This window comes from Alteromonas sp. H39 (genome assembly GCF_047556435.1).
In the GTDB taxonomy this organism is placed as follows: Bacteria; Pseudomonadota; Gammaproteobacteria; order Enterobacterales; family Alteromonadaceae; genus Alteromonas.
Genome location: NZ_CP180210.1, coordinates 4,250,652 through 4,276,301, shown reverse-complemented (window position 1 = coordinate 4,276,301; position 25,650 = coordinate 4,250,652). Strand labels below are relative to the sequence as shown.

Here is a 25,650-nt window from a genome sequence, read left to right as displayed (position 1 = left end):
ATGACGTCTACACCTTCATCGAAAACGTCATTTTGCAGGACTCTGACATGAAAAACTTATCTGCCAGGTCGTAATCTTTACTGCTTTTTGTACTTTCCCAGAATTGGCTTGTTTCCAATATTTATTGGTAAGTATTTGATAAGAAATAAATAAAATCTCTATCCGGTATTGGCCTCGTAGTTGCAACCTCACTGTCACGTTAAATTCAGGAGGAATGACTGATGAGCGAGACAGTAACTACGTACAACCCCGCTACCGGGGATAAACTTGACCATTATCATTTGTTGTCAGAAGACGACGCAAAAGCGGCAGTGGATCGTGCCCACGAGGCGTATCTTACCTGGCGAACAACCAGCTTTGATTTACGAGCAAAATTATTGAACAGCCTGGCTGACCTGATGGAGTCACGCAGCGACGACCTGGTGAACCTGATGACGAAGGAAATGGGCAAAATAGCCAGTCAGGGTGAACAGGAAGTAGCGCTTTGTGCCGAAATCTGTCGCTACACCGCTGAGCATGGCGAAGAGTTTCTGGAAGATGAGCATAGAGTGTTTGAAGGCGGACGAGCGGTAATTACCTATCAGCCAATCGGCGTTATTCTGGGGATCCAGCCGTGGAATTTCCCGCTTTATCAGGTTATCCGATACAGTGTATCCAACATTATGGCTGGTAACACGACGGTGCTGAAACATGCGCGCAATGTATTTGGTATGGCAGTAGCCATCCAACAGCTGTATGAAGATGCAGGCTTCCCCAAAAATGTGTATCAGTCGCTGCTTATTGATGGCAAAACGGCCAATGCTCTGATTAACCACGACAACGTGCGTGGTGTCACCTTTACCGGCAGTGATGAAATTGGAAAGCAGGTTGCTAAAGAGGCTGCCAGTCTGTCGAAAAAAACCGTGATGGAGTTGGGCAGTAACGATGCCTTTTTGGTATTGGAAGACGCCGACATCGATCATGCGGTGAAAATGTGTATTCAGGGCCGGGTAATTAATAACGGCGAAACCTGTGTTGCAGCGAAACGGTTTGTGGTTGTCGATTCGGTTTACGATGAATTCAGGGAAAAATTTGTTGCTCAGTGTAAGAAGCTGAAAATGGGTGATCCGGCAAAAGAAGATACCGATCTTGGCCCGATGGCACGTAAGGACTTACGTGATGACCTGCACGATCAGGTGATGGAATCGGTGAAGGCCGGGGCAACGCTTACGTTGGGCGGCGAAATGCCGGATTCAGAAGGATATTTCTATCCCATCACTATTCTTGAGGATGTCGAACCAGGGATGCCGGCTTACGATGATGAATTGTTTGGCCCCGTGGCGTCACTCATTCGCGTACGCGACGACAAGCAAGCCATGCGCGTAGCAAATGACTCGCGCTACGGCCTGGGTGGCGGAATCTTCAGTCAGGACACAGACAAAGCGCTGAAACTGGCGAAAGATGAGTTTGATACCGGTATGGTAAACATCAACGGGTATAACCTGGCGAAGCCTAACCTGCCATTCGGTGGCGTGAAAGACAGTGGCTATGGTCGTGAACATGGCGGCTTTGGTATTCGCGAATTTGTTAATATCAAGTCGATTATGGTTGCCGAGTAACCTAATCTTTTGTGTAAAAAAGCCGGGATTGTCCCGGCTTTTTTATGCGTGTTTCACGTATTCATTTTTGGCGCAGTGATATCAGGCCAGCAATAACAAGTGTTGGGCTCATTGTCTGATATTACAGATCAATCTGGATGTAGCCCTCAGGGCCAGGCTGACCAAAGAAACGCGACGCCTGATGCACTTCGTCTGGCAGGCTGTCATCCGGCTTAAAGCGACCACTGACCCCTTTTACATTGAAATCAGGCGCAATCACGGCGTTCATTGTGAGTCCCAATTTATTGGGCTCTTCCACATCCACCGCGATATCATCTCCGTTGCAGGTTAGCCTGGCGGTGTAGTTGCCAAAATCGATAGGTCCTTTGGTGCCGGCCACCGTCGCATTCAACCAGTCACCGAAGCCCTGCAGTGATTCGCACGAGGGGCCGAAAGACAATGTTTCCAGACGCACCCTAAAGCGGCCACCAGCGTTAACCGGAAGTGGAAGCGGAAATTGTGCTAACACCCTGTCTACCGGAAGAAATAATAAAAAACCATCAGACTCCACGTGCTGGAGATTAAACATGCTGGTGGATACCGGTCCTTCGAATGCAATGGCGTCAGCATCGCGAAAATTGCCAGCATCCAGAGTGACACTGATATTCCCGATAAGCAGCGCCCACGGGTTAACATCCCATTTGATGTCATACACCGGCAGGCCATTAACAACGACCGTCTGAGCTTTGCCTTCCCACACTGTACCAGTCACTCCAGATACAGACACATTACGGGGTAATTCTATTCGTCCCACTATCTGACTGGCGGGCAAATACGCAATAAGAAAGATGAGGAACGCCAGTATGCCACCGGCTATCCATCCAATACGAGACTTCATGCTTTTCCTAACTGTAATCGACGAATTTTGATGTGACCTTCCACATCCGCTTCAGCAATATCGGCCTGCAGGATAACAATGCCCATTTTTTCCATGGTCTGGAGCCAGGCCAGCACGTCATTAAACGGCGCCTGATCAACCCACACCTGTAACTCTTCGCCTTGCGGCTGCATGCGGGAAATCGCGATGTTGTGCTGGTTAGTAGTGCGGTTAACGGCCTGGGGCAAACTGCCAGAGAAGCTGGTGTTTCCTGTCGAGCTTCGACGAAGCTGCTGTGCACGGGCGGCGCTGTCTTTCACCCAGGTCAGCAGCGACTGCTGGTTATCCAGAAGCTGGCGCTGTTGTTCGATGCTGGTGGTTAGCGGTGACCAGATTCCCCAGTAAAAAATGGCAACCACGACAAATACGCCGGATAAAATAACCAGTTGTTGCTCGCGTTCAGTGAGGGCGCGGAATTTATCAAGTAATGCCTTCACGAAGTACTCCTTATTGATACGCTGCCGACCACACCGTCATCGCGATTGTTTATTGCGCCCTGCTCAACAACAAAACCTGCATTTTCGGCGATCCGGCGAAACTGCTCCAGAGACTCAAAGCTGTCCCCCTCAGCCTGGATCCGGATTTCAGTGCGGTTAGCGTCAAAACGCAGTGTTTGCGGCTTTACCTTGGTCTCGTTAAATGCACCTGCCAGTTGATCGAGCATCACCAACATCGAGGCGGAACCTCCGCCTTGTTCAAGTTTGGCTAGCTCCGAACGAACCTTGCGGCGAACATCGCGGTACACGCCGATATTCGGAAATCCAGCATCGACGGTGTCACTGATTTGCACGCGCAGCGCCTCGTTCTGGTTCTTTAGCTGATACAGCGTGATGCCCTTATCTACTAAAGCGGTAGTAAGTGCCAGCACTGCCAGTACGGCGGCAACGCGCCACTGATACGAGACTCCACTGCGTTTTTTGCGCACTTTGTAGTCGCCCTGCAGCAGATTGAATTTGCATTCCATGGCTTCTTTCGCCAGTACATGCATGGGCAGTTCAAGCGGCGCAGATTGCTGTTCGGTGTTGGGGATGCCGGAAATATCCAGATCGGAATAATTCGCGATGCTGACCGGCGTTTCGCTTTGTTTTGCATAATGGGTGAGTAACGGCAGCATCCACTGGATCTCGCCCTGCATGCCTTTCCAGCTGTCTTCACGCAGTAAAACCTGTTCGCCAAGCGTCAGCAGCGCCCAACCGCCTTCGTGTTCAGGCACCGCAAGCACATCGGGCATGATGGTGTCGCAATAAAGTCCTGCCGATGCAAGCCAACCCTGCCACGCATCCATTTGCTCATGAGCCACCACGGCGACGGCCTGATGGTTGCCCTGCTTCGGCCCAATGGCAAAAAACTGTTTGCTGATATCTGTCGCAAGCTCATCTTCCAGCATAAACGGAATGGCTGACAGAATTTTACGGCTGGCTTTTGGCGGCAGCTCTACCCACTTCATCAGGATATCGCTGGTGGGCGCAAGGGCAATCACCGGGCGCTGGCCTGCGCGTTCAGACAGTGTGCTCAACTGCTGGGCGTCCACAAGTTCGTCGGAGGCAATAATTTCCTCTTCGGAACTGGACCAAACCAGCCAGTGGACCGGATCTGTGGCTTTTGAGCCCAGCCTGACCAGAAGTTGTTCCATTAATCTACTCCTCCAAACTCGCGCCGCAGCACGCTGACCACACCGGACTCTTTGGCATTAAATAAGGTCGACATACTGAATGATGCCTTATTGTAGCGGGTCTTGGTGTGCAAAATAAAATACTCTGTGGTGACGGCTATCCAGTCACGCTGTTCCTGCGTTAAATCCAGGGCTTCAATGACCGGTTCTGCCAAAAAGGCTCCAGCATCATCCCAGCCATCTTCCGGACGACTGGACAGTAAATTGGCTGCCTGTTGCAGCGACAGGCCTGTGATCCCGGCAAGCAACGCGGCGCGTTCCGGCGGAATAGTATTCACATTGATTTTAAGCGTATCGACCTCGGGCAGTACACAAATAAGAGGCTCAAGGGCAACCAGCAACCCGGCTTCCACGCCGTTAACCAGCCGCAATTCCGATTGTGCAGTCATGAGTGCGTTGGCGGCAAGATACGGGTATTCCCGCGACTCATATTCACTGTCTTCAGCGCCATAGGGCCGCATCATGTCATCTTCATCCAGCCAGTCAGCCAGACTATCGCGAATAGTATCGGCGGTATAGCTGTCGATTTCCAATTCGGTGGCAAGCAACATCGTATGAAACGCCTGCATGGCCTGCGTCACATTTTGTTGACCGCTATTCTGAGATGTCGAGCCGCCGGCCAGCGCATTTAAATTAAAGCAGCTTTGCATGTCTTCAAGCCGCGCGTTCAGGCCGCCACCATCCAGTGGATAGGTAAATTCCTGCGCCCAGGGTTGTTGTAGCGTAATCTTTTCGCCGGTTTCTTCCATCAGCGTACTAATCGATTTGCGCGCAAACGCTTCTGCGCCCATCGCGTACCAGTATGCCTGATTATTATCTTTAATGTTCATGGTACGCTGTACCTGTAACTGCAGGCGGCTACCCATCTCAGTCGCTAGCACAGAGACCAGCGCGACAATCATCAGCACGATCATCAGGGCAACGCCTTGCTGTCGCTGCATCGATTTCACAGTGTCGCTCCGCTTATGACAAACTCGCGGCGAATGCGGCCGAAGTCTTCACTGACAATTTCAATGGCGACAGCGCGGGGCAGCGCGGCTCCGGTATAGCTTTCTGACCAGTTTAATTCGTCATCATCCATTGAGCGGGTGCGCGTGGCCTCATTGGCAATAAACTCCACTTTGAAGTCAGTGACGTTTTCCAGCATTACGCGGGTTTTGGGTTCAAAGCCAATGACGTTATCGACGTAATTGCTGTAATTTCTTTCTAGTTTGCCTTCATTCAGGCGATAAGCCACAGGTTGCATGGTGCTGCGGGGCAGCATCATTTGTGGGTTGTCCCAGCCACTGCGAACAAAACCAATAAAACCGGCATCGCTGTCTTCACGCATGCCCCCGGTCATAACGATTTCCTGTTTTTCACCGTTATGACGAACCGCGCGCGGCACGGCCTGTTGGATATCCCGTTCAATGGTGATCATAGCGCGTTGCAGTTGTTGCAGCTTTTCAAAACGCTCTTCTGAAAGCGCATTACTGTCAATGACGGTGGTCAGCAATCCCGTAGAAGCCAGGCCAATCAGGGTGAAGATAGCCATGGCGATCAGGATTTCAAGTAAGGTAAAGCCGCGCGCGTTCAATTGGTCAACGCCTCTTTTTTCGGCTTGGCGACGAAAGTAGTCACCGTCACCAGACTGCTTTGGTATTGTTCGTCTAACCCTACGGTGACATCCACTGCGCGCAGGTCATCGTCGTTGGTTTTCTTTACCGTTTGCTGCCAGAACCAGGTGCGATCGGCCATTTCCATGCTGCCTTTAAGGTTGTTCTTGGGCGGCCAGGTGTCGGTGAGTTTCAACTGGTTCATTCGGTTGCTGGCAACCCAGTTGGCAAAGGTGATTTCCTCTATCTGCCCCACGCTGCTTAAGTGATCGCCCGCGGCTTTCAGAATGGCCGAGCCGGTAAGCGCGAAGATTAACAGCGCTACCATCACTTCCAGTAAGGTCATGCCTGAGTTGTGTGTCATGGCTCTGGATCCTCTAACGGACCTTCCAGTTCCAGCGGCGGCATTTCTTTATTAAACAGTCGAAAGTACGCAGCGTCTTCACCGCCAAAATCGGGCTCATAATTAAACGTCAGGCTGAATGGGGTAATTTCGCCGCTGGACATAATCAGAATTTGTGGCGGCGGCAGCTTTTTATCTTCCTCGTTACCAATGTCGACGCCTTCGTCTGACACACTTAGTGTCTCGTCAAACAGGTCGCGGTCAAATAGTCGGTCTTCCACATCCCAGGGCAAATCATCAAGGTTCAGAGTAAAGGAAAAGGGCTCGGGTAATTCGTGGGGCTCGTAAATCTCTTCGCCTTCCAGGCGCTGCCATTCGTCCTCATCGTCCAGATACACAAAGTAGTATTCGCGGTCGGGCTCTTCAATGCGAAGGCCAAGCTGCTGCTGGTTGAGTACGGCAAAGTCACTGGCCATATCTATTATGACCTGTACGCGTTTCGCCTGGGCCTTTAGCAGATCACTCTGGCTGGCACCAAACGCGTTAAACATGACATAACCTGCCGCCAGCCCCATGAGCAACAGCACAAGCATGACTTCTAAGAGTGTAAAGCCACGCTTTGGCGCGGCTTTACGGTGGGAATACGGCATGTATTAGCAGACTAGTTAAGGTATTCGTTCACGTTCCAGTTACCAATATCATCATCTGTTCCAGGTTCACCATCCGGACCGTTTGAGAAGATATCGATATTGCCAAGTTCTCCCGGGCTTATCAACGCATATGGGTTACCCCATGGATCTTCCGGCAGGCGCTTGATAAAACCTTCCTCAGGGTAATTCCGCGGGATTGGGTCGATAGTGGGCGCGGTGACCAGCGCATCGAGACCTTGTTCGGTGGTGGGGAAGCGGTTATTTCTAAGCTTGTACATTTCCAGCGCACTTTCCAGTTGCTGAATGTCTACCGCGGCTTTTTTCAGTTGCGCTTCTTCCTGGTTGCCCAGAATTTGCGGTGCCACCATTGATGCCATGATACCGATAATAAGCAGTACCACCATTACTTCTATCAAACTGAATCCAGAGGTACGGGTTAGATTTTTCATTAAATATTCACCATGTTGTTCAATGCGAGTATGGGTTGCAGAATTGCCATTACGATAAACAGGACGATGCCTGCCATAGACACGATCAGTAATGGCTCAAATACTTTCAGTGAGACACCAACCAGCGCCTCAAATTCCCTGTCCTGATTATCTGCCGCCCGGCCGAGCATTTGCTGTAGCTCACCTGATTTTTCGCCGGAGGCAATCATATGCATCATCATCGGCGGGAACATCTTTGTGTTATCCAGTGCGGCGCGCAGGCTGGAACCTTCTTTCACGTTAATCGCGGCATCCGAGACCTGATTTTTAATATGCTGATTTTCCAGTACGTCACTGGAAATGCGCATCGATTCCAGCAGCGGCACGGCGCTGGCCGTGAGAATACTCAAGGTACGGGCGTAGCGCGCTGTGTTGAGCCCTCGTGAGACCTTACCAATCATGGGAAGGTTCAACAGCATGCGGTGATAGCGCAGTTTCATGGCTTTTTGCTGTAACAAACGTTGTACAAGCACCACCAGAATGGCAATCACCCCTACCATAACCAGACCATAATCCTGAAGCCAGGTACTAATGCTGATAAGCACCTGTGTGATAGTAGGCAAGTCTTGCCCCATGTGATCAAATTGCCCGACAATTTTGGGAACCACTACTGTTAGCAACAGCAACACGATGCCCAGTGCGAAAAACATCATCAGCGACGGGTAAATCAGCGCCTGGATAATCTGGCTGCGAGTTTGCTGACGCTTTTCTGTGTAGTCGGCAAGACGGTTTAATACAGTGTCAAGGTGACCCGATTTTTCACCTGCCGCCACCATGGCGCGATATAAATCGTCAAATACGCTGGGAAATTCGCCCAGCGCATCAGCCAGGCCGTGGCCTTCTACCACTTTACTACGCACTGCCATCATCATATTTTTCTGGCGCGGCTTTTCGCTTTGTTCGGCGACTGCCAGTAACGCTTCTTCAATGGGTAGGGCAGATTCAACCAGCGTGGCTAACTGGCGGGTTAGCAGGGCTAAGTCTGAGGCGGAAATACGTGGCTTAAACAGTGTGAAGCGGCCTTTACTGCCAGATGAGGTGCGCTCAGCCACCTGCTCCACTTCCATAGGGATCAGGCCTTTCTCTCTTAACTGTGCGCGAACCTGACGGGCGTTATCGCCCTCCAGCACGCCACTGGTATTCTTGCCACGGTGATTGACCGCCTTATAAGCAAATGCGGCCATATTAGTCTTCTCTGGTTACCCGAAGGACTTCTTCCAACGAGGTCATTCCGGCCAGTACTTTGCGGCATCCATCTTCGCGGATGCTCGGTGTGGTCTTGCGGATGTGCTTTTCAATCGTCTGTTCGCCATGTCCTTCATGCATCATGTCGCGAATAGCCTCATCGACCATCAATAATTCATGAATACCCGTTCTTCCGCGGTAACCGGTTTGATTACAGGCTGCACAGCCTTTGGGAGAATAGATTGTCGGGGTGGTAGCGATATCATCCATGCCCAGAATTGCAAGCTCCTGATCTGTAGGAGAATGTGGGGTCTTACAATCAGAACACAGTGTCCGTACTAACCGCTGCGAGAGCACTGCAAGCAGACTGGATGACAGCAAAAACGGCTCAATGCCCATATCTTCCAGACGCGTAATAGCGCCAGCGGCGGTATTGGTGTGCAGGGTGGATAATACTAAGTGACCTGTCAAACTGGCCTGAACCGCAATTTGCGCCGTTTCAATATCCCGGATCTCACCGACCATCACTACATCCGGATCCTGACGCAGTATGGCGCGCAGACCGCGGGCGAATGTCATATCCACACGTGGATTGACCTGGGTTTGACCAATGCCGGCCAAATCAAATTCGATGGGATCTTCAACGGTCAGAATATTGCGGTCTTTGGAATTAATTTCAGATAAACCGGCATACAAGGTGGTACTTTTACCTGAACCTGTGGGCCCGGTGACCAAAATAATGCCATGAGGTTTACGGATAAGCGTAGAGAAGTGGTCGCGGTTGACCTTCGTCATGCCTAAATCTTCCAGATTCAGGCGCGCATTGTTTTTATCCAGCAAACGCAGTACTACACGTTCACCATGACTGGAAGGCATGGTGGATACCCGTACATCAACAGCGCGACCGGCGATACGTAACGTAATACGACCGTCCTGAGGCACACGCTTTTCAGCAATATCCAGTTTTGCCATTACCTTAATACGCGATACGAGCATAGAGGAGAGCTTGCGGTTAGGACGCAAAATCTCGCGCAATACGCCATCCACACGGAAGCGTACGACCAACTGATTTTCGAATGTCTCAATGTGGATATCCGATGCACCCTCTTTGATAGCCTCGCCTAACATGGCGTTGATCAGCTTGATGATCGGAGCGTCATCTTCACTGTCCAGCAAGTCTTCTGTGTCAGGCAGCTCTTCTGCCAGCGAGAACAGGTCGCTTTCGTTGCCTAAGTCTTCCATCAATTGCTTGGCAGCTGAGCTGTCGCGCTGAAAGGCAGAGGTTAGCAGGTGCTCAAACTGGTCGGCCTCAATTTCCTTCGGCACGAAAGGTTCGCCGAAAAAACGACGAATTTCTGCAAAAATGGAAAAGGGTGTGTCAACGGTGTAGTAGAGTACAGCCGGTGTTTCATTGGTTTCCAGTAACACATGATTGCGCTTGGCGAAGCCGAAGCCTAGCTGACGAGGACCGCCGTCCTCATCAGGTATCATTTCTTCGTCAGTCATGGCATCAAGCGCTTGTTCCTGCGCTTCAACAGCCACGCTGGTGAGCTGTTCGTCGTTAGTTGCCATGATCAGTCGTTATCCTCTTTTACCTCGTCCAGATTTTCTTTCTCTGTGAGGTATTCCTCAAATGTTGGGGGTAACGCCAGTTCATCATCCCAGTCAGGCATGCTTGGGCCGTCAGTGAATGGCATAAGAGATACGCCTTCCTGCTGTCGCTTAAGCTGTAATGCGCGAATGTAATTATATTTACGGTGACTGATAGAGTTCATGGTAGCGCCATCGCGAACAATAGTCGGCTTTAAGAACACCATCAGGTTACGCTTACGCTTGCTGGTAGAAGTGGATTTGAACAAGTTGCCCAGAATAGGGATATCACCCAGCAGTGGCACTTTCGACACCGACTCCTGGACGTCTTCGTCAATCAGGCCGCCCAGTACAATGGTGCCGCCGTCATCGACGATAACGGTAGTTTTGATTTCACGTTTGTTAATTGAAATATCTACGGAGGTGGCACCGCTGACGCTGGACACTTCCTGCTCGATCAGCATTTGTACCGCGTCACCTTCATTGATTTGTGGCGTGACTTTCAGTTTGATACCCACTTCCTGACGATCGACCGTCTGGAACGGATTTGAATTGTTATCGCCGGTGGTGGTGCCGGTAATGATTGGCACTTCCTGCCCCACAATAAAGAAGGCTTCTTCGTTATCCATGGTGGTCAGATGCGGCGTTGCCAGAATGTTTGAGTTGGTATCGGTACTCACTGCCTGTACTACCGCACCCCAGCCATTCTCGATAACCCCGGCAATCAGGCCGTTGGCACCGCCTAACAGGTTAGCCAGCGGTGTCAGGTTGCCTTCAATGGTTTCGGTAGACCTTACCACCTCGCCATTTGCCGTAACATTGGTACGTTGTACTTCGCGATCTTCGGCCTGACGCAATGCCACACCCAGAGCACCCACGGGAACCACCCCGTTATTAAACTGGGTACCGCCGCCTTCTTCGGAAACCCACTGCACGCCCAGTGTAGTGCCGTCGCCTTCGAAAATTTCAACGATAATCGCTTCCACCTGAACCTGCGCACGACGGATATCCAGCTGGCGAATAACATCCTCCAGTGAACGCATCATGTCTGGCTCGGCAGTGATCACCACGGCGTTGGAATCTTCGTGGGCATCGATGCTGATTTCGCGGTTTGAATTACTACGGCGACTTTGCTGACCGCTTTGTTCTTCCGCCTGAATACTGGCAGACACGCCCTGCAGCACTTTAACTAAATCTTCGGCTTTAGCGTAGTTTAGGAAAATGACGCGGGTATTGCCGTTTGATTCCAGCTCCTGGTCCATGCGCTCAATCAAATTAATCAGGCGCTGGCGGGCTTTGACGTCACCGCTGACGATGACAGAGTTAGTACGATCGTCAGCGACAACGCGAGGCTCGGATTTTGCGCCGGTGTTAGCTTTGCCCTGTGATTTGTTGATGGAATCAATAATGCGCACCATCTCAGAGGCAGACGCATAGCGAAGCTTCACAATTTCGACTTCTTCATCACCCGCGCGGTCCACGCGCTCGATAATTTCAACCAACCGGTTTACCACCGCAGCGCGACCGGTCAGCATCATGACGTTAGACGGGTCGTGGCTTACCACATTACCACCGCCAGCCTGATCGTTTAATTGGCGAAGAATAGGTGCCAGTTCACGCACCGGGACGTTGTATACCGGTACTACACGGGTGATAAATTCATCGCCGTCACTGGCCTTGTCTTCTACTACCGGAATGTTTGAGGTTTTGGCGTCTTTCGAACGCACGACCTTCAGAATGCCACTTGGCATTTCAACCACAGCGAAATCATAAACCTGCAGCACGTTGAGGAAAAACTGGTAGTACTGATCTTCATTCAGCATGTCGTAGCTGCGCACGCTGATTTTACCGCGCACGTTCGGGTCGACGATGATGGTGCGCTCCAGGTTTTTACCGACAATATTGATGAATTCGTTGATATCGGTATCTTTAAAGTTCGGCATGTATTCGGCTGCCGTCGCCGACACGCAAAGCACTGCTGCGCACAATGCAGTACTTAGCTTAGAAAACAATGAATGGCTGGCTCGCCTCATAATTCTGTCATCCTATTTCTTATTCTAGCTCGGGCTCTGGCAAGTCCAGATAAATGGTGGCGTATGCGCCTTCCCGAATAATTGTCAGCTCGATGGTCTGAGAGTTACGCAGTTCCGATAAGGCTTCCTGCGACTGCTGTAAATCCGTCAGATCGAGTCCGTTGATCTGCGCAATCACGTCCCCTGCCTGGAGTCCAGCAGACTCGAATAAGGCAGGATCTTTCCCCGGTTTCACCTGATAGCCGAGTAACTGGCCATCTTCGGTCTTCGGAGAAATGGAAATATAATCTGTGAAGTTTGCCGGATTGCCCCGTAAGGTTTCGGTGACTTCAACGGCATCATCGCTCAGGCGACGATTGTCTGGCTCATCGTCTTCTATCGGTCGAACAACTTGCCGCTCGCGTTTGCGGTTCGCTTCATCGTAATCAATGCCATCGAGCATCAGCGTTTCGTGCTGACCGGCATTTCTAATAATGACGCGGTCGCGAAAGACCTGTTGTAAGGTCGCATTGGTACCTTCGATTTTTTCACCCAGGCCGTATACATTCTGCACGTTCCGGTTTTCAATGATGGCGGTACCGGCCTGTTCCAGCGTACTTGCGACAACACCAGTCAGGGTAAGGTTCAACCGCGTTTCCGGTGCGTCAGTTACCTGCGTGGTTTCAACAGGTTGTGGCGATGCGGTTGCATCACCAAATAAATTTAGCTGTTGCAAACGTCTGACATTGACCCCACTTTGGCCACTTGCCGTAACCACAGGTGCAGACGCTGACACAGAAGGTGTCGCTGACAGCGCAGGTTCAGGTATAATTCGCCAAACCATGCTGGCGGCGAATGCGAGCAAATAAAGACTGAGCAGCACTACAACCAGCAAGTGCAATTGCTTTTGATGCTGGTTGAAAAAGGTGACCAGAGATTGTGAATTGATTTTATCGAGTGTCATGCTGTCACGATGGTACTGCTTTAAAAGTGAAAATTAGGTTAACCGCGCTTTAGCCGACCCATCATAGCCTAGTAGGGGTGAGGGTCACAACACTAAAGCCAGACAGTTACGAAATTATTACATGGGCCAACACGAAACTGACAATACATCACAAAAAGTACGGCTGGACAAGTGGCTGTGGGCAGCGCGTTTTTTTAAAACCAGAGCGCTGGCCCGAGACATGGTGCAGTCCGGTAAAGTGCACTATAACGGGCAGCGCAGCAAACCAGGAAAGGTTGTGGAAATCGGTGCTATGGTTAAAGTGCCAGCAGGTTGGGATACCAAGGAAGTCGAAATACTCGGGCTTAGCGAGAAGCGACTGAGCGCCTCACTGGCACAGGAGCTTTACACTGAGACGCCGGAAAGTGTGGCAAAGCGCGAAGACAATCAGGCTGCGCGGAAGTTGCAGACGTTTCACAGTCCGCGTCCGGAAGGCAGGCCAGATAAAAAACAGCGCCGGGAAATTATTAAGTTTAAACACCAGTAAAATCAGTGCGGCAGGAACAAATGCCCTCAAGCGATACCGTGTAATCAAGTCAGGTCGCTTCTGGCATCAGCGCGCCGTGAATTTACGGGTGAAAGTATCAACGAACAGGATATGAGTTTACATGAGTCAATTTGATAAGCTTCACCGTTTCATCTTTAACAACGTCAGTGTGCGGGGCGAAATGGTCAGGCTGGATGACAGTCTGAATCATATCGTGCACTGCTATGAATACCCGGTACAGATCCAGCGTTTGCTCAGTGAAATGGCTGCGGCAACCTGTCTGCTTACCGCGATTCTGAAATTTAAGGGCGAAATCGGCTTGCAGATCCAAAGCGAAGGGCCGGTGAAATATGCGGTTATTAACGCTACGGATAATCAAACCTTACGCGGGGTGGCTCGCTGGGATGAAGAATTGTCGTCGTTACCTGAATCTTTTGGCGAATTATTATCCAAAGCCTTTTTGGTAATCACGATTACGCCGGAAGAGGGCGAGCGTTATCAGGGCGTGGTTGCGCTCGATAAGCCGACGCTTGCTGAGTGTATTGAAAGCTATTTTGACCAGTCTGAGCAACTGGCAACGTCAGTTCGTCTGATGACAGATCTGAGTCAGCCGGATAACGCGAAAGCGGCGGGGCTGCTGTTACAGGTCATGCCTAAAGAGGCTGGCGCCACTGACAGAACGCAAACCAGTGAGTTTGATCATCTCTCTACGCTGACAAACACATTAACGGAAGAAGAAATGTTTGCTTTACCGGCAGAGGATATTTTGTATCGTCTGTATCATCAGGAAGACGTGGAAATGTTCCCTCCACAATCGGTATCGTTTGCCTGTACCTGTTCACGGGAGCGCAGCGCCGAGGCGCTGCGCAATGTGGACAAGGCTGAGTTGATGGACGTTATTAAAGAAGAAGGCGCAATTAAGATGAGCTGCCAGTACTGCCATACGGAATACCGGTTTGATGCCATTGACGTAGAAGCCATTCATGCCGGTCATTTTGGTGAAACGCCCGCTGATCAATAGTTCTATGGGTTACACCGCGCCGTGTTGGTAAATACACAACACAACGACGGGGCGACGACAAAAAAGGCACGTGCAGCGTGCCTTTTTTCGTTTCAGGCTAGTCTTAACCTGGCTGTACCTGTTAATGGAAGAGACTTTTTGAAAGTGTTGTGAAAGTTTTCTTTTATGGTTACATTTTTTTATTTTCTCATAATTTACTTTTAATCAGTATCTTAGGTGTTGTTTCGTAGTCGATTTCGTAGATATCTGATCCCGATTTTGTCATTATTTTCGTAATTAAGTTCAATAAATACCCGTCATGCGCAAGTTTGATGTTGCTGTGTACCTTCAATTATATACAATTGGCGTAGGTGGTAATTTTGTAAGTCTGATTGAAAACTTTAATTTGGGATAACGAAAATGACAGCAGCGGCTACATTGGATAATGCCAAGGCAGTGTCACCTATGGTGGATCTGTCGTCGGCAGAATTAATTGAGATTGCGTTACAGCGAGGGGAAGGAAGGCTGGCTGCTAATGGAGCACTGGTAGTTGAAACAGGTGCCAGAACCGGCCGTTCACCGGCCGATCGTTTTATTGTGAAAGAAGCACAAACAGAAAACGATATCGACTGGGGCAAGGTTAACCGTCCGTTCGACAGCGATAAATTTGATGCACTCTGGGGCCGGGTGGAAGCGTACCTGAATACGCAGGAACACTTTCTCTCGCACCTGCAGGTAGGCAGTGATCCTGCTCATGCGCTTCCCATTGAAGTACGCACGCAAACGGCGTGGCAACATGTTTTTGCCCGTAACTTGTTTATCAATCCAGAGCAGTGGAACCCTAACGGCGACGCGCCCTGGCAGGTAATGAATGTGCCGGGTTTCAGTTGTGTGCCGGAGCGTGATGGCACCAACAGCGACGGTGTGGTGATCATCAACTTTGCCGCTAAAAAAGTGCTGATTGCCGGTATGCGTTACGCTGGCGAAATGAAAAAAGCCATGTTCTCGGTTCAGAACTTCCTGTTGCCGGGTAAAGAAGTGCTACCAATGCATTGCTCAGCCAATGTGGGTGAAGAAGGGGATGTGACCTTATTCTTCGGGCTTTCTGGTACCGGTAAAACGACGCTGTCAGCCGATCCTAAGCGTTTTCTTATCGGTGATGACGAGCACGGCTGGGCACCGGGCAGTGTATTTAACATTGAAGGCGGGTGTTACGCCAAATGTATCGATCTGTCGCAAAAGAATGAGCCGGTGATTTGGGATGCTATCAAGTTCGGTACTATCTTAGAAAATGTGGTCCTGGATGAGACCCGCACTCCGGATTACCACGACACCTCACTGACGCAAAACTCGCGTGCGGCATATCCACTGCAGCACATTGCCAAGCGTGTCGAAGAGAATCGTGGCGGTGAACCGCGTTCGGTTGTATTCCTCACCTGTGATGTCAGTGGTGTACTGCCACCGGTGTCGGTATTGTCAGAAGAAGCTGCCGCTTATCACTTTTTAAGCGGTTACACGGCAAAAGTTGGCTCAACCGAAATTGGTTCCACCGCCGATATTGAGTCGACCTTTTCTACCTGTTTCGGCGCCCCGTTCTTCCCGCGTCCGGCTGGGGTATATGCCGAGCTTCTCATCAAGCGTGTTAAAGCTTTTGGTGCCAAGGTTTATCTTGTTAACACCGGCTGGACAGGCGGCCCATACGGTACCGGTAAGCGTTTCGATATTCCGACTACCCGCGCCATCATTGATGCTATCGTCAGTGGCGAGCTGGCTGATGTGGAAACACAGCATATTGACGGACTGAACCTTGATGTACCTGTTGCCGTTCCCGGCGTTGATTCAACGCTGTTAGTGCCCAAACAAAACTGGGCACAACCAGAAAAATACGACGAGTACGCGGATAACCTAATCAAGGCGTTTAACGACAACTTCGTGAAATACGATGTGAGTGACGCTATCGTGAAGGCGGGTCCGGGAAAATAACCCTTCCCAACGTTCATCACCCTCATGTGATTGAATTTTGCCCGCTCTTTGAGCGGGCTTTTTTATCGCCATCATGGTGGTAAATTGATTAAGTCTGTTACGGACTGACACAAGACCCCACACCCAGACAACTCTATCAGACAGCAACACCGGCATTCTGCGGCTATAGGCTATACTAAAGAAACCGACAGGTTCTACTACGCGATAAGCAGAAAAACCACAGTGATTGCGGCAATGCATTTAGTCGCACTGATCTCACAGGCGGCAGAATTAGGCTTGTCATACAAATAGGTTCTGTAGTCTAATGTAAACGTTTCCACCTGTTGCGACGGTCAATTGCTTTTACCGGCATAGCGTCGTACTGTAGGCGAAAGGCGAAGCAGCCAATAATTCAAATCGAAACGCTACCCTACCTGGTTTTTAACACCACTCAATACTCTGAGCGGTTACTACTCAGAGTGACTGATATTTTCTGCAACGATGTATAAAGGAGACTGGATGAGTCGTCGTCCCGCCACCACCGTGATTTTTGCCGGATTTTTCCTGCTGGGTATGCTGTTTATTCTGTGGGGAATCTTATTGCCGGATATTGCCCGCGATTTAGCAATGTCAGAAGTGGTTAGCGGTGCATTGTTCTCGCTATTTTCACTGGGCATGATGAGCGGCGCCATTCTGGGCGGAAAATATGCAACCCGATTCGATTTTCTTTTTCTCCTGGCCTCGCTGCTTGTTATAGATACTGTACTGCTGCTAATACTTTCAGTGCTCACACAGTGGCAATCTGTGCTGGTCATGGTGTTTTTTATCGGCGTAATTAGCTCCAGTATGATCACCATTGGGCATACACTGATCGCACAGATGTTTGCCGAAAAGCGCTTCGCCATGATGGGTGTGATGGACTTCATGTTTAGTCTTGGTACGTTTGCATCCTCTTTCTTTGTTACTCTGCTTTATGTGGCGGAACAAAACTGGCGCTTGCCCATACAGGTGCTGAGTCTGGCGATGCTGGTGGTGGCGGGCTACGCATTGCTGGTTGCGCGTACGCAGCGAAAAGTCACCGCTGGTAAGCCGAAAGCGCCCAAGCAGTCGCTGGCATTTAAAGATGTTATTTCTCAGCCTGTGTTTTTGTTTCTGGCACTGGCGAGCTTTGGTTATGGTGCAGTAGAGTTCGGAAATGCCAACTGGTTTGTCAGCTATGCGCAAAACGGCATTGGCTTTAGCGGTGAAGTATCACGGAACTTGCTTGCATGTTTTACTGCCGGAATGGTCATCAGTCGGCTCGGGTTCGCTGTCTTGCTACGCTGGTTCAGCGTGCATCGCCTCGTTGTTGTGATGGCAACGCTGGGTCTCACTGGCACGCTAATTATAAAGCTTGCCGATAACCTCTATGGCTTGGCAGGGGGTAATTTAGTGCTGGGGCTGGGTATTGGCGGGTTGTTTCCGCTAATGTTGTCCGCCGCGATGAGCCTGAGTCCTGAAAAAGGGCCTGTGCTTTCGGGGATCAGTATGGTGGGTAACACCATAGGCGTTCAGGTAGCGTCATTCAGCACCGGCCTTTGGGCTAATTTTGCACCGCTGACTACGGCGTTCTGGGTCATCCCTGTGGCGGGTGTCTGGCTGTGGGCCTGCGCATTTGGGTACAGTCGCCTGCTGAAGACAAACCAAGCCGACATGCCCGCCGGGCATCACGAGTCAGCGGCGGAAAGGTAACCAGAATTCGGCGACCAGTCCGCCTTGAGGGTGATTACGTAAACTCACGCTGCCATCATGGGCGTCAATGATGCGTCGGGTAATGGCCAGACCTAACCCTGAGCCTGTTGAGCCTCTGGCTTTGTCGCCCTGAGCAAAAGGCTGAAAAACCGCATCCAGCTCTTTTTCAGGCACTCCGGGACCAAAATCCCGGACCGAGCAGACCACCCGCTTTTGCTGATTATCTACCCGGCTGCTGATCACGATATGGTCAGAACCATAGCGAAAGGCGTTCTCAATCAGGTTGTCCAGCACCCGTTTTATTGCGATGCGTCGCAGGCTCAATGTCGGCACGTTCTGTAACGCCAAATCGATATGATGACTTTCCTCAACGTGGCGAGCCTGGGTGAGTTCCTGAATTAATTCATTGAGGTTTGTATTTTCTCTGACTTCTTCGCGGTCCTGTCTGGCGTATTCAATAAACTGATCGATAATAGCGTTCATGTCTTCAATATCATTGATGATACCTTCCTGGATCCACTCCTGGTTTTCCGGCATCATCTCCGTTGCCAGCCGGATACGGGTCAAAGGTGTGCGCAGGTCGTGTGAAATACCGGCCGTCATTAGCGCACGATCATTTTCCAGTTGGCGGATCCCTTGATTCATGCGGTTAAAAGCCCGGGTTACCTCTATCATTTCGCTGCTGCCCTGTTCTTTTAAAGGCGGCGGGAACTCGCCTTTGCCAACCTGCAATGCTGCACGCTGTAACGCCTGAAGCGGGCGGTTCATTCTGCGCACAAAAAGCCATCCTCCTGCCACGCTGAGTATGCCAATAACCATAAGGTACATGGTTAGTGGGGAAATGTTGGCTTCGCTTAATCCGGAGATAGGCACCGCAATCCAGTGGCTGGGAAAACGCTCCAGCGCTATCCAGACCAGATAGGGCGAGTCGCTGCCGGTAGTCGTGCTTATGCGAACTTCCGCTTTTTCTTGCAGCTGCTCGCTGACCTGTGCAGACATGAAGCCATAGTATGTTGAGTGTTGCAGGCCCTGTTGCATGGATTGTTCAGGTGAGAGCACTTTGATACCGGTACGCTCGGTAAAGCGTTCTTGCTTATTTTGGTCTGCTGCCAGCATCTCGCTGGCCAGAATGCCCTTGACCTGGGTGGCAAGCAGGCTGTTTATTTGTTCGTAACTGGGGCGGATAAAATAATACGTGACTGACAGGTAAGACACGACCTGATTAATCAGCAAAAGAATGCCAATTAATAAAACGGTTTGCCCGAATGCGCTTTTGGGGACGAATCTCACGAGGAATGTCTCGCCTTACACCTGCTCTCCGTCAGGTACAAAGACATAACCCAGGCCCCAGACTGTCTGAATGTAGCGTGGGCTGGCGGGGTCTTTTTCTAACATCCGGCGCAATCGCGATACCTGAACGTCAATGCTGCGTTCCAGTGCGCTGTAGTCGCGCCCGCGAGCCAGATTCATTAATTTATCGCGGGATAATGGTTCGCGCGGATGCGTTACCAGCGACTTCAGCACCGCGAATTCACCACTGGTTAACGGCATGGGTGTGCCATTTGCACTCATTTCCCGGGTCGCCAGGTTTAGCTTGTATTCGCCAAACTCGACCACCTGCTCATCACGAGAGGGTGCACCTGGGGCTTCGGTTGTCTTGCGGCGCAATACGGCTTTGGCTCGTGCCAGCAATTCGCGGGGATTAAACGGTTTGGGAAGGTAGTCGTCGGCGCCCATTTCTAAGCCGATAATGCGGTCAACCTCATCTCCTTTTGCGGTCAGCATAATGATAGGCATGTCGTTTTCAGACTGACGGATACGTCGGCAGATAGACAACCCGTCTTCGCCAGGAAGCATAAGATCCAGCACCATCAAATGAAAATTCTCGCGCTCCAGTAAGCGATTCATCTGCTCACCGTCTGCTGCTGTCCGAACCTGAAAGCCCTGCTCTACCAGATATCTCTCCAGCAGGCTGCGCAGGCGCATGTCATCATCTACTACCAGAATTTTTGAGGTTTCCTGACCCATTCTTTTGTCCGCAAGGTTTCTTTTTCCTGTCTCACTATAACCACTTACGGGTAAAGACAAAAGCACTGAAATGTTGCGGAACTTGCCGCTTTGTTACAAATGGTTTCATACTTGTCTTGAAGACCGAAGACCGAAGACCGAAGACCGAAGACCGAAGACCGAAGACCGAAGACCGAAGACCGAAGACCGAAGACCGAAGACCGCGATATCAGAACTTAAGGCTTAACAGTGCATTTGGGTTCATCAGGCCCGCCAGCGTATCTTTGTAAACCGATAGCACCTTGTTAACGCCTTCGTGAGTTTCTTCGTAATAGGTTTGTGTGGTGGTGTTCCCAAACAGTTTCCAGGCTGTCGCATACCGCGATAGGAAACCTTCATGGCCCCACTCCTGCTGAAGATGTTTGACATGAGCCGGTGCAAAGAAAATGTCAGCATTCAGACTGGCGCGATCAGGCTTGATTTTAGACTGCCAGTCCGTCGCGCCGATCAGTGTTATTCGATCCAGCGCTTCACCTAAGTGCTCTTTCAGCGTAGTCAGCATGTCGCCATTGGCGGCAAAATCCAGTAACCAGTAAGTGTCGTCACCTGGGAGCGTGTTTGCTTCACCGTAGGTCATCACCTCGTCATAGCAGTTGGAATCGCAAACCATGTCCCGATTGGCTTCTGATGTCAGACCGATAATGCGAAACCGGGACTCACGTTTTTCACGCTGATGGCGCATCAGGCAGGCACACCCGGTGGCGGTTTTACTGGACGCGCTGGAGATCAGAATAGCCGACTGCACGACATTGTTGAACACGTATTCGTCCAGTACAAACGATGTCATAAACAGCGGGCGAAATGCCTGTTGCCAGACTTCTTTATCAAGATTATAGGCAGGATCTGCTTCGCACCGCAGGTATTGATCGTATACCTGACTGATACTTTTGCGGTTTGGGTGCACGTCTTTGAAGCCATATTCGTTAACGTTACCGGCCCGAATTACCCAATGCGATGCCATCGGCAGATAACCGAAAATGCGCTCACCCTCTTTAATGTCCGGATGCATTGAGCGCTGCACTATCGCGAATCCCCAAACCGGAATAATGCCGTAGCCGGCGCCCGCAGGGAAAAAACCCCAATACCCCATTTTTTCGCCCATGGAGGCGTAGGTGATGTTGTTGGCAGAGAATCCGAACTGTTCGATTTTCAACAGGACGTCATGCTTCCCCAGAACGTCATCTGTCAATGTATCCTGAACGACTTTTGTGTCATTCAGATCTTGTTTGTCTACCCAAATTTGTTGCGTCGAAAGGCTCATGGAACGTCCCGTTTATTTCGACAGACGCGAGTAGAAGCACACATCCCATTTTATGCTTCCGTCCGAAGGTCGGTGTTATTAAAAGATAAAACAACCTCTAGTTCTAGCGTGCACAACATATTGAAAGAAAGTAAATTTCTTTTGATTATGTTGTGTAATAACTGGCAGCTCAAAAAGGTGCCGTACGGCGATTTTGTATGCCAGTGAGACGATGAAGCAAACCTCGCGACCTCTTGTCATCGGTGCTTTCATCATTTGACTTTGTCAATGCACTGGCCGGTGCACAATTGTCGACTGCGTTTTTGTGCGATGTCACGACCACAGTACGTGATGAAACGGGGCCATGTCCACCGTCGCCCCGGTTCTTTTCATTACGACTACTTGATTTCGCTGGTTATTATCATCACGTGCTCTGCGTTTCGTAAACTGCTGCTACAACGATATACCCAGTGCAGGCAGTGCCATCATAGTTAACCCGTAAACCAGTGCGTAACCTACAGTGTATGCTATTAACAACAAGAAGGTGAACTTGCTGTACCGGGCAAATGTCAGGCCCTGTACTTTACTCATTGTGACAATACCTGCAGCCGAACCAATCACTAGCAACGAGCCTCCTACACCTACAGCATAAGTCAGTGTCATCCACTCAGCCGTATTCATGGTGATGTTGGCTTTAAGCAGTGCAGCTGTTAGTGGCACGTTATCAATGGTGGCTGACATCACACCCATGACGAAATTTGCCAGCACTGGCGGCAGCATCTCATATACCGAAAGGAAGGCACGCAGGGCATGTATATGCTCCAGCATTCCTACCAAAAGGAGTACGCCCAGGAAGAACAGCAACGTATCGAATTCTATATAACGAATGTAATCAAGAATGGGATCGTCATCGTTATCGTCTCCCATAAACGTGGCAATCAGGAACATGACAGCCATGCCAGCCAGAAAGCTCAGCATAGGGGGAATGCCGTATAATACGTTGCCGCTCAGCGTGAGAATAATTGTCAGCAAAAACGTACCGGCAATTACGTAGTCGACCGGACGCGTCTCATGCCGGGTCTTGCGCAACGTCACTTTGCCTTTCATACCAACAGACAGCATAGCTGCCAGCAGCATAACTGCGCTGAACGAGGGCAACAATAACCATAATAACTGGGTAATGGTTACCTTTCCCTGCATAAAAATCATCAGCGTAGTGACATCACCGGTTATCAAAGATACCCCGCCAGAGTTTACGGAAAACACTACCAGTACTGCAAAACGGATGGTTTGCGAAAAGGGTAACCCCAGCGATAACACCATCGCTACCGAAACCAGCGTGGCGGTGATGTTGTCTGCCAGCGAAGAGAAACAAAAACTGAATATGGCGGTAATGAATAACAACGCCTTCAACGAGATTTTCCGCGGCATCACCACATTGAGCATGTTTTCAATAAGGCCTTTGCGGTTGAGGTAAGCCACAAAGGTCATGGCGGCTACCAGAAACAACCATAAGGTCGAAATCTCGGTGATATTGTGGGTAAGGTCGTGCTCCACGCCGGGAAGCAGTGGCCCATGGTCTGCGCTAATAAACAGCAGGATCCATGCAAGCGTGCCAAAAAACAAGGTAACTTTGGCTTTGTTAACGTGAAATACTTCTTCGAAAATAACGCCGATCAGTGCCAGAACGGCAATGGCAATTAACACATAATCCAACATGTGATTGTCCGGTTACCGCTTTTCACTGACCATTGCATTTTGTGGCTAACGACAAATACAGGCTGGCCACACGCGTAGCAGAAAACGCGAAGGACAGTGAAAAACGAAAATAAAAACCACCAGCAGGGGGCTGGCGACCTGACGTGAACGTCAGCACCAGGGCAAATCCTCCACGCTGTCAGCGTGGGATCTGAAAAGGAAATGTCTTTGTGCGTGCGTAGTTTACGCCGGTTGCGACGTGATTCAAACGTCAGGCGCGACAATTTGCGGGATTTTCAGGTTATGTTCGCAATAGCAGATTTTTATGCCGCCACGTTGGGAGGGGCTAAAAAGGGGAAAGGCGTGCAAGAAGAGTGAGGCTGGCGTGCCAGCCTTAGTTAACGATCGCTTACCCAATCCATCTGATGACCAGCACGACGTTTTTTCTCGAGTAAATCTTCAATCAGCGGTGTCAGAATCAGCTCCATGGCCAACCCCATCTTCCCACCAGGGACCACGATGGTGTTAATACGCGACATAAACGCACCATCAATCATTTGCAGCAGGTAGGGGTAGTCCACGTTTTTCATTTCACGACGAAAGCGCACAACGACGAAGCTCTCATCCTGTGTAGGAATTTCCCGCGCACTGAACGGGTTTGAGGTATCTACCGTGGGAACGCGCTGAAAATTAACATGGGTGCGGGAAAATTGTGGCGTAATATAATGAAAATAGTCATCCAGCCCCCGCACTATGCTGCTCATGACAGCTTCCCGGGAGTGTCCGCGGTCGGTGGTGTCGCGCACGATTTTCTGGATCCATTCCAGGTTAACGATGGGCACCATGCCGACCAGCAAATCAACATATTTGGCAACGTCGTTTTCTTCCGTTTTCACACCGCCGTGCAGGCCTTCATAAAACAGTAAGTCGGTATTTTGCGGTAAGTCTTGCCAGGGTGTGAAGGTGCCTGGCATCTGATTGAACGGGACGGCATCATCGAACGTGTGCAGATACTGGCGGAATTGTCCGGTGCCAGTGCTGCCGTATTCCCGAAACAGACTTTCCAGTAATTCAAAGTCATTTGCTTTGGGACCAAAATAACTGATGTGTCTGCCCTGCTCCTGCGCTTTGCGGATTTCTACTTCCATTTCCGGTCGGGTAAAACGGTGAAAACTGTCGCCGCCAACCACTGCCGCATTCACCTTCAGGTTACGGAAAATATGGCGTATCGCGTTGGTGGTGGTGGTAGTGCCGGCACCGGAAGACCCCGTGATGGCAATAATTGGATGTTTTACAGACATAGTGTCTCTTAGGGCAAAAACCGGACTCTAGTTATAAGCCTCTGCCGATGATTAATCAAGGGCAGACCCGGTCACCAAACAAGGAAAGTTGTCGGCAACAGCGTCGAATCAGGCGCTATCTCACGGCCTGTCATCGTTTGGATGGTTTTGGGAAGACGTATGATGATGCTTCAGTAATTTGATGATCATTTCGGCTTCTTCCTCATCTAAATCCAGCAGACTGCGAATTTTCTCAAGGTGTTCTGATTCATGGGCGGTTATCTCGCCGTCGGAAATAGCCGCTTCCACGCACTCCCGGAACCGGTCGCGCCGACGCTGCAGCTGTGCAGTAAAACTGGAGGACAGAATTCCCGCTGGAAGCGCATATAACCCAACGCCAAGTAACGTAATAAATCCACCAAAAACGCGGCCTAAAGGGGTAACCGGCACTACGTCGCCATAGCCCACCGTGGTAAGTGTCACCAGCGACCACCACATGGCGGCAGGGATACTGCTGAACTCCTCGGGTTGCACAGAATGTTCAATGTAATAAATTCCGGTTGCGGCAAATACCATAACAATAAACAGCACGCTTACTGCTGCCAGCAGGGTTTTCGCTTCACTTCGCAGCACTTCCATCAGCGTTTGCATTGAGCGGGAGTAGCGCCCCAGTTTTATGAGGCGGGTGAGTCGGAATAACCGCAACATGCGCAAGTCGACAGCGATAAACATGCTTAAGTAAAACGGTAAAATGGCTATCAAATCGATTATAGCCATGGGCGAGCAGGCAAATTTAAGTCTGATTCGGCTATCGCTTTGCTCACCGTGGTTAAAGTCTGCCGACTCCGGGCTGGTCCAGATCCTGGCGAGATACTCTATGGTAAAAACAGAGACAGAGAACGCTTCGAATCCGCGCAATTCAGGCAACCATTTCGCTGCGATCCCAGGTACAGTTTCCAGCATCATTGCCACCACGTTCAGTCCGATAAGGGTGATAAGCAGGTAATCGAATAGTCGGCTGGGCCATTCGCCGGACTGGTTTTCACGGTAGGGGCGCAGAATGCGAAAGCAGGCTTGTCTAAACGGCTTGTGCCTCATGGCGGTGTCCAGTCCGTGTGCTGAGTTGTATGCGC

The 25,650-nt window shown here is 50.5% G+C and carries 23 protein-coding genes; 5 read left to right on the top strand and 18 right to left on the bottom strand.

The window, feature by feature from the left end; all coding sequences use genetic code 11:
• Nucleotides 1-221 precede the first annotated feature (221 nt).
• A complete protein-coding gene (locus tag ACLBLI_RS18640; protein ID WP_414829025.1) occupies nucleotides 222-1,598 on the top strand; it encodes an NAD-dependent succinate-semialdehyde dehydrogenase in 1,377 nt (458 codons plus the stop codon).
• Nucleotides 1,599-1,719: 121 nt separating this feature from the next.
• Here ACLBLI_RS18640 and ACLBLI_RS18635 read toward each other — a convergent pair whose 3' ends face one another.
• The 12 genes from ACLBLI_RS18635 to gspC are packed head-to-tail and all read right to left on the bottom strand — an operon-like array spanning nucleotide 1,720 to nucleotide 13,013.
• A complete protein-coding gene (locus ACLBLI_RS18635) occupies nucleotides 1,720-2,475 on the bottom strand; it encodes a type II secretion system protein N (RefSeq protein ID WP_414829024.1) in 756 nt (251 codons plus the stop codon).
• Nucleotides 2,472-2,951 (bottom strand): type II secretion system protein GspM, encoded by a 480-nt coding sequence (gene gspM / locus ACLBLI_RS18630; RefSeq protein ID WP_414829023.1) that lies wholly within the window; start codon nucleotides 2,949-2,951, stop codon nucleotides 2,472-2,474. The genes ACLBLI_RS18635 and gspM overlap by 4 nt, the downstream gene beginning before the upstream one ends.
• Complete coding sequence (gspL, locus tag ACLBLI_RS18625) at nucleotides 2,948-4,147, bottom strand: type II secretion system protein GspL (protein WP_414829022.1); 1,200 nt, start codon at nucleotides 4,145-4,147, stop codon at nucleotides 2,948-2,950. Before gspL ends, gspM begins: the two co-directional genes overlap by 4 nt.
• Nucleotides 4,147-5,127, bottom strand: a complete 981-nt coding sequence (gene gspK / locus ACLBLI_RS18620) for a type II secretion system minor pseudopilin GspK (RefSeq protein ID WP_414831008.1) — start codon at nucleotides 5,125-5,127, stop codon at nucleotides 4,147-4,149. Before gspK ends, gspL begins: the two co-directional genes overlap by 1 nt.
• Nucleotides 5,128-5,132: 5 nt before the next feature.
• Entirely contained in the window at nucleotides 5,133-5,762 is a 630-nt protein-coding gene (gene gspJ, locus ACLBLI_RS18615) for a type II secretion system minor pseudopilin GspJ (RefSeq protein ID WP_414829021.1), read from the bottom strand.
• Nucleotides 5,759-6,145, bottom strand: coding sequence for a type II secretion system minor pseudopilin GspI (gene gspI / locus ACLBLI_RS18610; RefSeq protein WP_414829020.1), 387 nt, complete (start codon nucleotides 6,143-6,145; stop codon nucleotides 5,759-5,761). The genes gspJ and gspI overlap by 4 nt, the downstream gene beginning before the upstream one ends.
• Nucleotides 6,142-6,774: a type II secretion system minor pseudopilin GspH gene (gene gspH, locus ACLBLI_RS18605; protein ID WP_414829019.1), complete on the bottom strand. Its 633-nt coding sequence runs from the start codon at nucleotides 6,772-6,774 to the stop codon at nucleotides 6,142-6,144. The genes gspI and gspH overlap by 4 nt, the downstream gene beginning before the upstream one ends.
• A gap of 11 nt (nucleotides 6,775-6,785) precedes the next feature.
• Nucleotides 6,786-7,223, bottom strand: coding sequence for a type II secretion system major pseudopilin GspG (gene gspG, locus ACLBLI_RS18600; RefSeq protein ID WP_414829018.1), 438 nt, complete (start codon nucleotides 7,221-7,223; stop codon nucleotides 6,786-6,788).
• Nucleotides 7,223-8,446 carry a type II secretion system inner membrane protein GspF gene (gene gspF, locus ACLBLI_RS18595; protein ID WP_414829017.1) on the bottom strand — a complete coding sequence of 408 codons (1,224 nt, stop codon included), beginning with the start codon at nucleotides 8,444-8,446 and terminating at the stop codon, nucleotides 7,223-7,225. The genes gspG and gspF overlap by 1 nt, the downstream gene beginning before the upstream one ends.
• A 1-nt stretch (nucleotide 8,447) precedes the next feature.
• A complete protein-coding gene (gene gspE / locus ACLBLI_RS18590) occupies nucleotides 8,448-10,019 on the bottom strand; it encodes a type II secretion system ATPase GspE (RefSeq protein WP_414829016.1) in 1,572 nt (523 codons plus the stop codon).
• Between the two features lie 2 nt (nucleotides 10,020-10,021).
• Entirely contained in the window at nucleotides 10,022-12,073 is a 2,052-nt protein-coding gene (gspD, locus tag ACLBLI_RS18585) for a type II secretion system secretin GspD (RefSeq protein ID WP_414831007.1), read from the bottom strand.
• Between the two features lie 16 nt (nucleotides 12,074-12,089).
• On the bottom strand, nucleotides 12,090-13,013 hold the full coding sequence (gspC, locus tag ACLBLI_RS18580) for a type II secretion system protein GspC (protein WP_414829015.1): 924 nt from the start codon (nucleotides 13,011-13,013) through the stop codon (nucleotides 12,090-12,092).
• Between the two features lie 121 nt (nucleotides 13,014-13,134).
• On the opposite strand from gspC, the gene hslR reads away from it, so the two are divergent.
• The 4 genes from hslR to ACLBLI_RS18560 all read left to right on the top strand — a co-directional run bounded on the left by hslR (nucleotide 13,135) and on the right by ACLBLI_RS18560 (nucleotide 18,232).
• Nucleotides 13,135-13,539: a ribosome-associated heat shock protein Hsp15 gene (hslR, locus tag ACLBLI_RS18575; protein WP_414829014.1), complete on the top strand. Its 405-nt coding sequence runs from the start codon at nucleotides 13,135-13,137 to the stop codon at nucleotides 13,537-13,539.
• A 121-nt stretch (nucleotides 13,540-13,660) separates the two neighbouring features.
• Entirely contained in the window at nucleotides 13,661-14,560 is a 900-nt protein-coding gene (hslO, locus tag ACLBLI_RS18570; protein WP_414829013.1) for an Hsp33 family molecular chaperone HslO, read from the top strand.
• Between the two features lie 399 nt (nucleotides 14,561-14,959).
• On the top strand, nucleotides 14,960-16,522 hold the full coding sequence (locus ACLBLI_RS18565) for a phosphoenolpyruvate carboxykinase (protein WP_414829012.1): 1,563 nt from the start codon (nucleotides 14,960-14,962) through the stop codon (nucleotides 16,520-16,522).
• A gap of 498 nt (nucleotides 16,523-17,020) precedes the next feature.
• Nucleotides 17,021-18,232: an MFS transporter gene (locus ACLBLI_RS18560; RefSeq protein WP_414829011.1), complete on the top strand. Its 1,212-nt coding sequence runs from the start codon at nucleotides 17,021-17,023 to the stop codon at nucleotides 18,230-18,232.
• Here the strand turns inward: ACLBLI_RS18560 and envZ are convergent.
• The 6 genes from envZ to ACLBLI_RS18530 all read right to left on the bottom strand — a co-directional run bounded on the left by envZ (nucleotide 18,215) and on the right by ACLBLI_RS18530 (nucleotide 25,615).
• Nucleotides 18,215-19,522: a two-component system sensor histidine kinase EnvZ gene (envZ, locus tag ACLBLI_RS18555; protein ID WP_414829010.1), complete on the bottom strand. Its 1,308-nt coding sequence runs from the start codon at nucleotides 19,520-19,522 to the stop codon at nucleotides 18,215-18,217. The two genes, ACLBLI_RS18560 and envZ, sit on opposite strands and share 18 nt — an antisense overlap.
• A 15-nt stretch (nucleotides 19,523-19,537) precedes the next feature.
• The gene (gene ompR / locus ACLBLI_RS18550; protein ID WP_414829009.1) at nucleotides 19,538-20,260 is read right to left on the bottom strand and encodes a two-component system response regulator OmpR; all 723 of its coding nucleotides are present in this window, start codon (nucleotides 20,258-20,260) and stop codon (nucleotides 19,538-19,540) included.
• Between the two features lie 208 nt (nucleotides 20,261-20,468).
• Entirely contained in the window at nucleotides 20,469-21,560 is a 1,092-nt protein-coding gene (locus ACLBLI_RS18545) for a DUF2855 family protein (RefSeq protein ID WP_414829008.1), read from the bottom strand.
• Nucleotides 21,561-21,992: 432 nt separating this feature from the next.
• Nucleotides 21,993-23,258 (bottom strand): sodium:proton antiporter NhaD, encoded by a 1,266-nt coding sequence (gene nhaD, locus ACLBLI_RS18540; RefSeq protein WP_414829007.1) that lies wholly within the window; start codon nucleotides 23,256-23,258, stop codon nucleotides 21,993-21,995.
• 377 nt (nucleotides 23,259-23,635) lie between these two features.
• The gene (locus ACLBLI_RS18535; protein WP_414829006.1) at nucleotides 23,636-24,538 is read right to left on the bottom strand and encodes a phosphoribulokinase; all 903 of its coding nucleotides are present in this window, start codon (nucleotides 24,536-24,538) and stop codon (nucleotides 23,636-23,638) included.
• Between the two features lie 120 nt (nucleotides 24,539-24,658).
• Nucleotides 24,659-25,615 (bottom strand): ion transporter, encoded by a 957-nt coding sequence (locus ACLBLI_RS18530; RefSeq protein WP_414829005.1) that lies wholly within the window; start codon nucleotides 25,613-25,615, stop codon nucleotides 24,659-24,661.
• Between the last annotated feature and the right edge of the window lie 35 nt (nucleotides 25,616-25,650).

Excerpts from the sequence above, each read along its gene's own strand:
- ACLBLI_RS18640 (WP_414829025.1), top strand. The coding sequence starts at position 222 with ATGAGCGAGACAGTAACTACGTACAACCCCGCTACCGGGGATAAACTT.
- ACLBLI_RS18635 (WP_414829024.1), bottom strand. The coding sequence starts at position 2,475 with ATGAAGTCTCGTATTGGATGGATAGCCGGTGGCATACTGGCGTTCCTC.
- gspL (WP_414829022.1), bottom strand. The coding sequence starts at position 4,147 with ATGGAACAACTTCTGGTCAGGCTGGGCTCAAAAGCCACAGATCCGGTC.
- gspK (WP_414831008.1), bottom strand. The coding sequence starts at position 5,127 with ATGCAGCGACAGCAAGGCGTTGCCCTGATGATCGTGCTGATGATTGTC.
- gspI (WP_414829020.1), bottom strand. The coding sequence starts at position 6,145 with ATGACACACAACTCAGGCATGACCTTACTGGAAGTGATGGTAGCGCTG.
- gspH (WP_414829019.1), bottom strand. The coding sequence starts at position 6,774 with ATGCCGTATTCCCACCGTAAAGCCGCGCCAAAGCGTGGCTTTACACTC.
- gspG (WP_414829018.1), bottom strand. The coding sequence starts at position 7,223 with ATGAAAAATCTAACCCGTACCTCTGGATTCAGTTTGATAGAAGTAATG.
- gspF (WP_414829017.1), bottom strand. The coding sequence starts at position 8,446 with ATGGCCGCATTTGCTTATAAGGCGGTCAATCACCGTGGCAAGAATACC.
- gspE (WP_414829016.1), bottom strand. The coding sequence starts at position 10,019 with ATGGCAACTAACGACGAACAGCTCACCAGCGTGGCTGTTGAAGCGCAG.
- gspC (WP_414829015.1), bottom strand. The coding sequence starts at position 13,013 with ATGACACTCGATAAAATCAATTCACAATCTCTGGTCACCTTTTTCAAC.
- hslR (WP_414829014.1), top strand. The coding sequence starts at position 13,135 with ATGGGCCAACACGAAACTGACAATACATCACAAAAAGTACGGCTGGAC.
- hslO (WP_414829013.1), top strand. The coding sequence starts at position 13,661 with ATGAGTCAATTTGATAAGCTTCACCGTTTCATCTTTAACAACGTCAGT.
- ACLBLI_RS18565 (WP_414829012.1), top strand. The coding sequence starts at position 14,960 with ATGACAGCAGCGGCTACATTGGATAATGCCAAGGCAGTGTCACCTATG.
- ACLBLI_RS18560 (WP_414829011.1), top strand. The coding sequence starts at position 17,021 with ATGAGTCGTCGTCCCGCCACCACCGTGATTTTTGCCGGATTTTTCCTG.
- ompR (WP_414829009.1), bottom strand. The coding sequence starts at position 20,260 with ATGGGTCAGGAAACCTCAAAAATTCTGGTAGTAGATGATGACATGCGC.
- ACLBLI_RS18545 (WP_414829008.1), bottom strand. The coding sequence starts at position 21,560 with ATGAGCCTTTCGACGCAACAAATTTGGGTAGACAAACAAGATCTGAAT.
- nhaD (WP_414829007.1), bottom strand. The coding sequence starts at position 23,258 with ATGTTGGATTATGTGTTAATTGCCATTGCCGTTCTGGCACTGATCGGC.
- ACLBLI_RS18535 (WP_414829006.1), bottom strand. The coding sequence starts at position 24,538 with ATGTCTGTAAAACATCCAATTATTGCCATCACGGGGTCTTCCGGTGCC.
- ACLBLI_RS18530 (WP_414829005.1), bottom strand. The coding sequence starts at position 25,615 with ATGAGGCACAAGCCGTTTAGACAAGCCTGCTTTCGCATTCTGCGCCCC.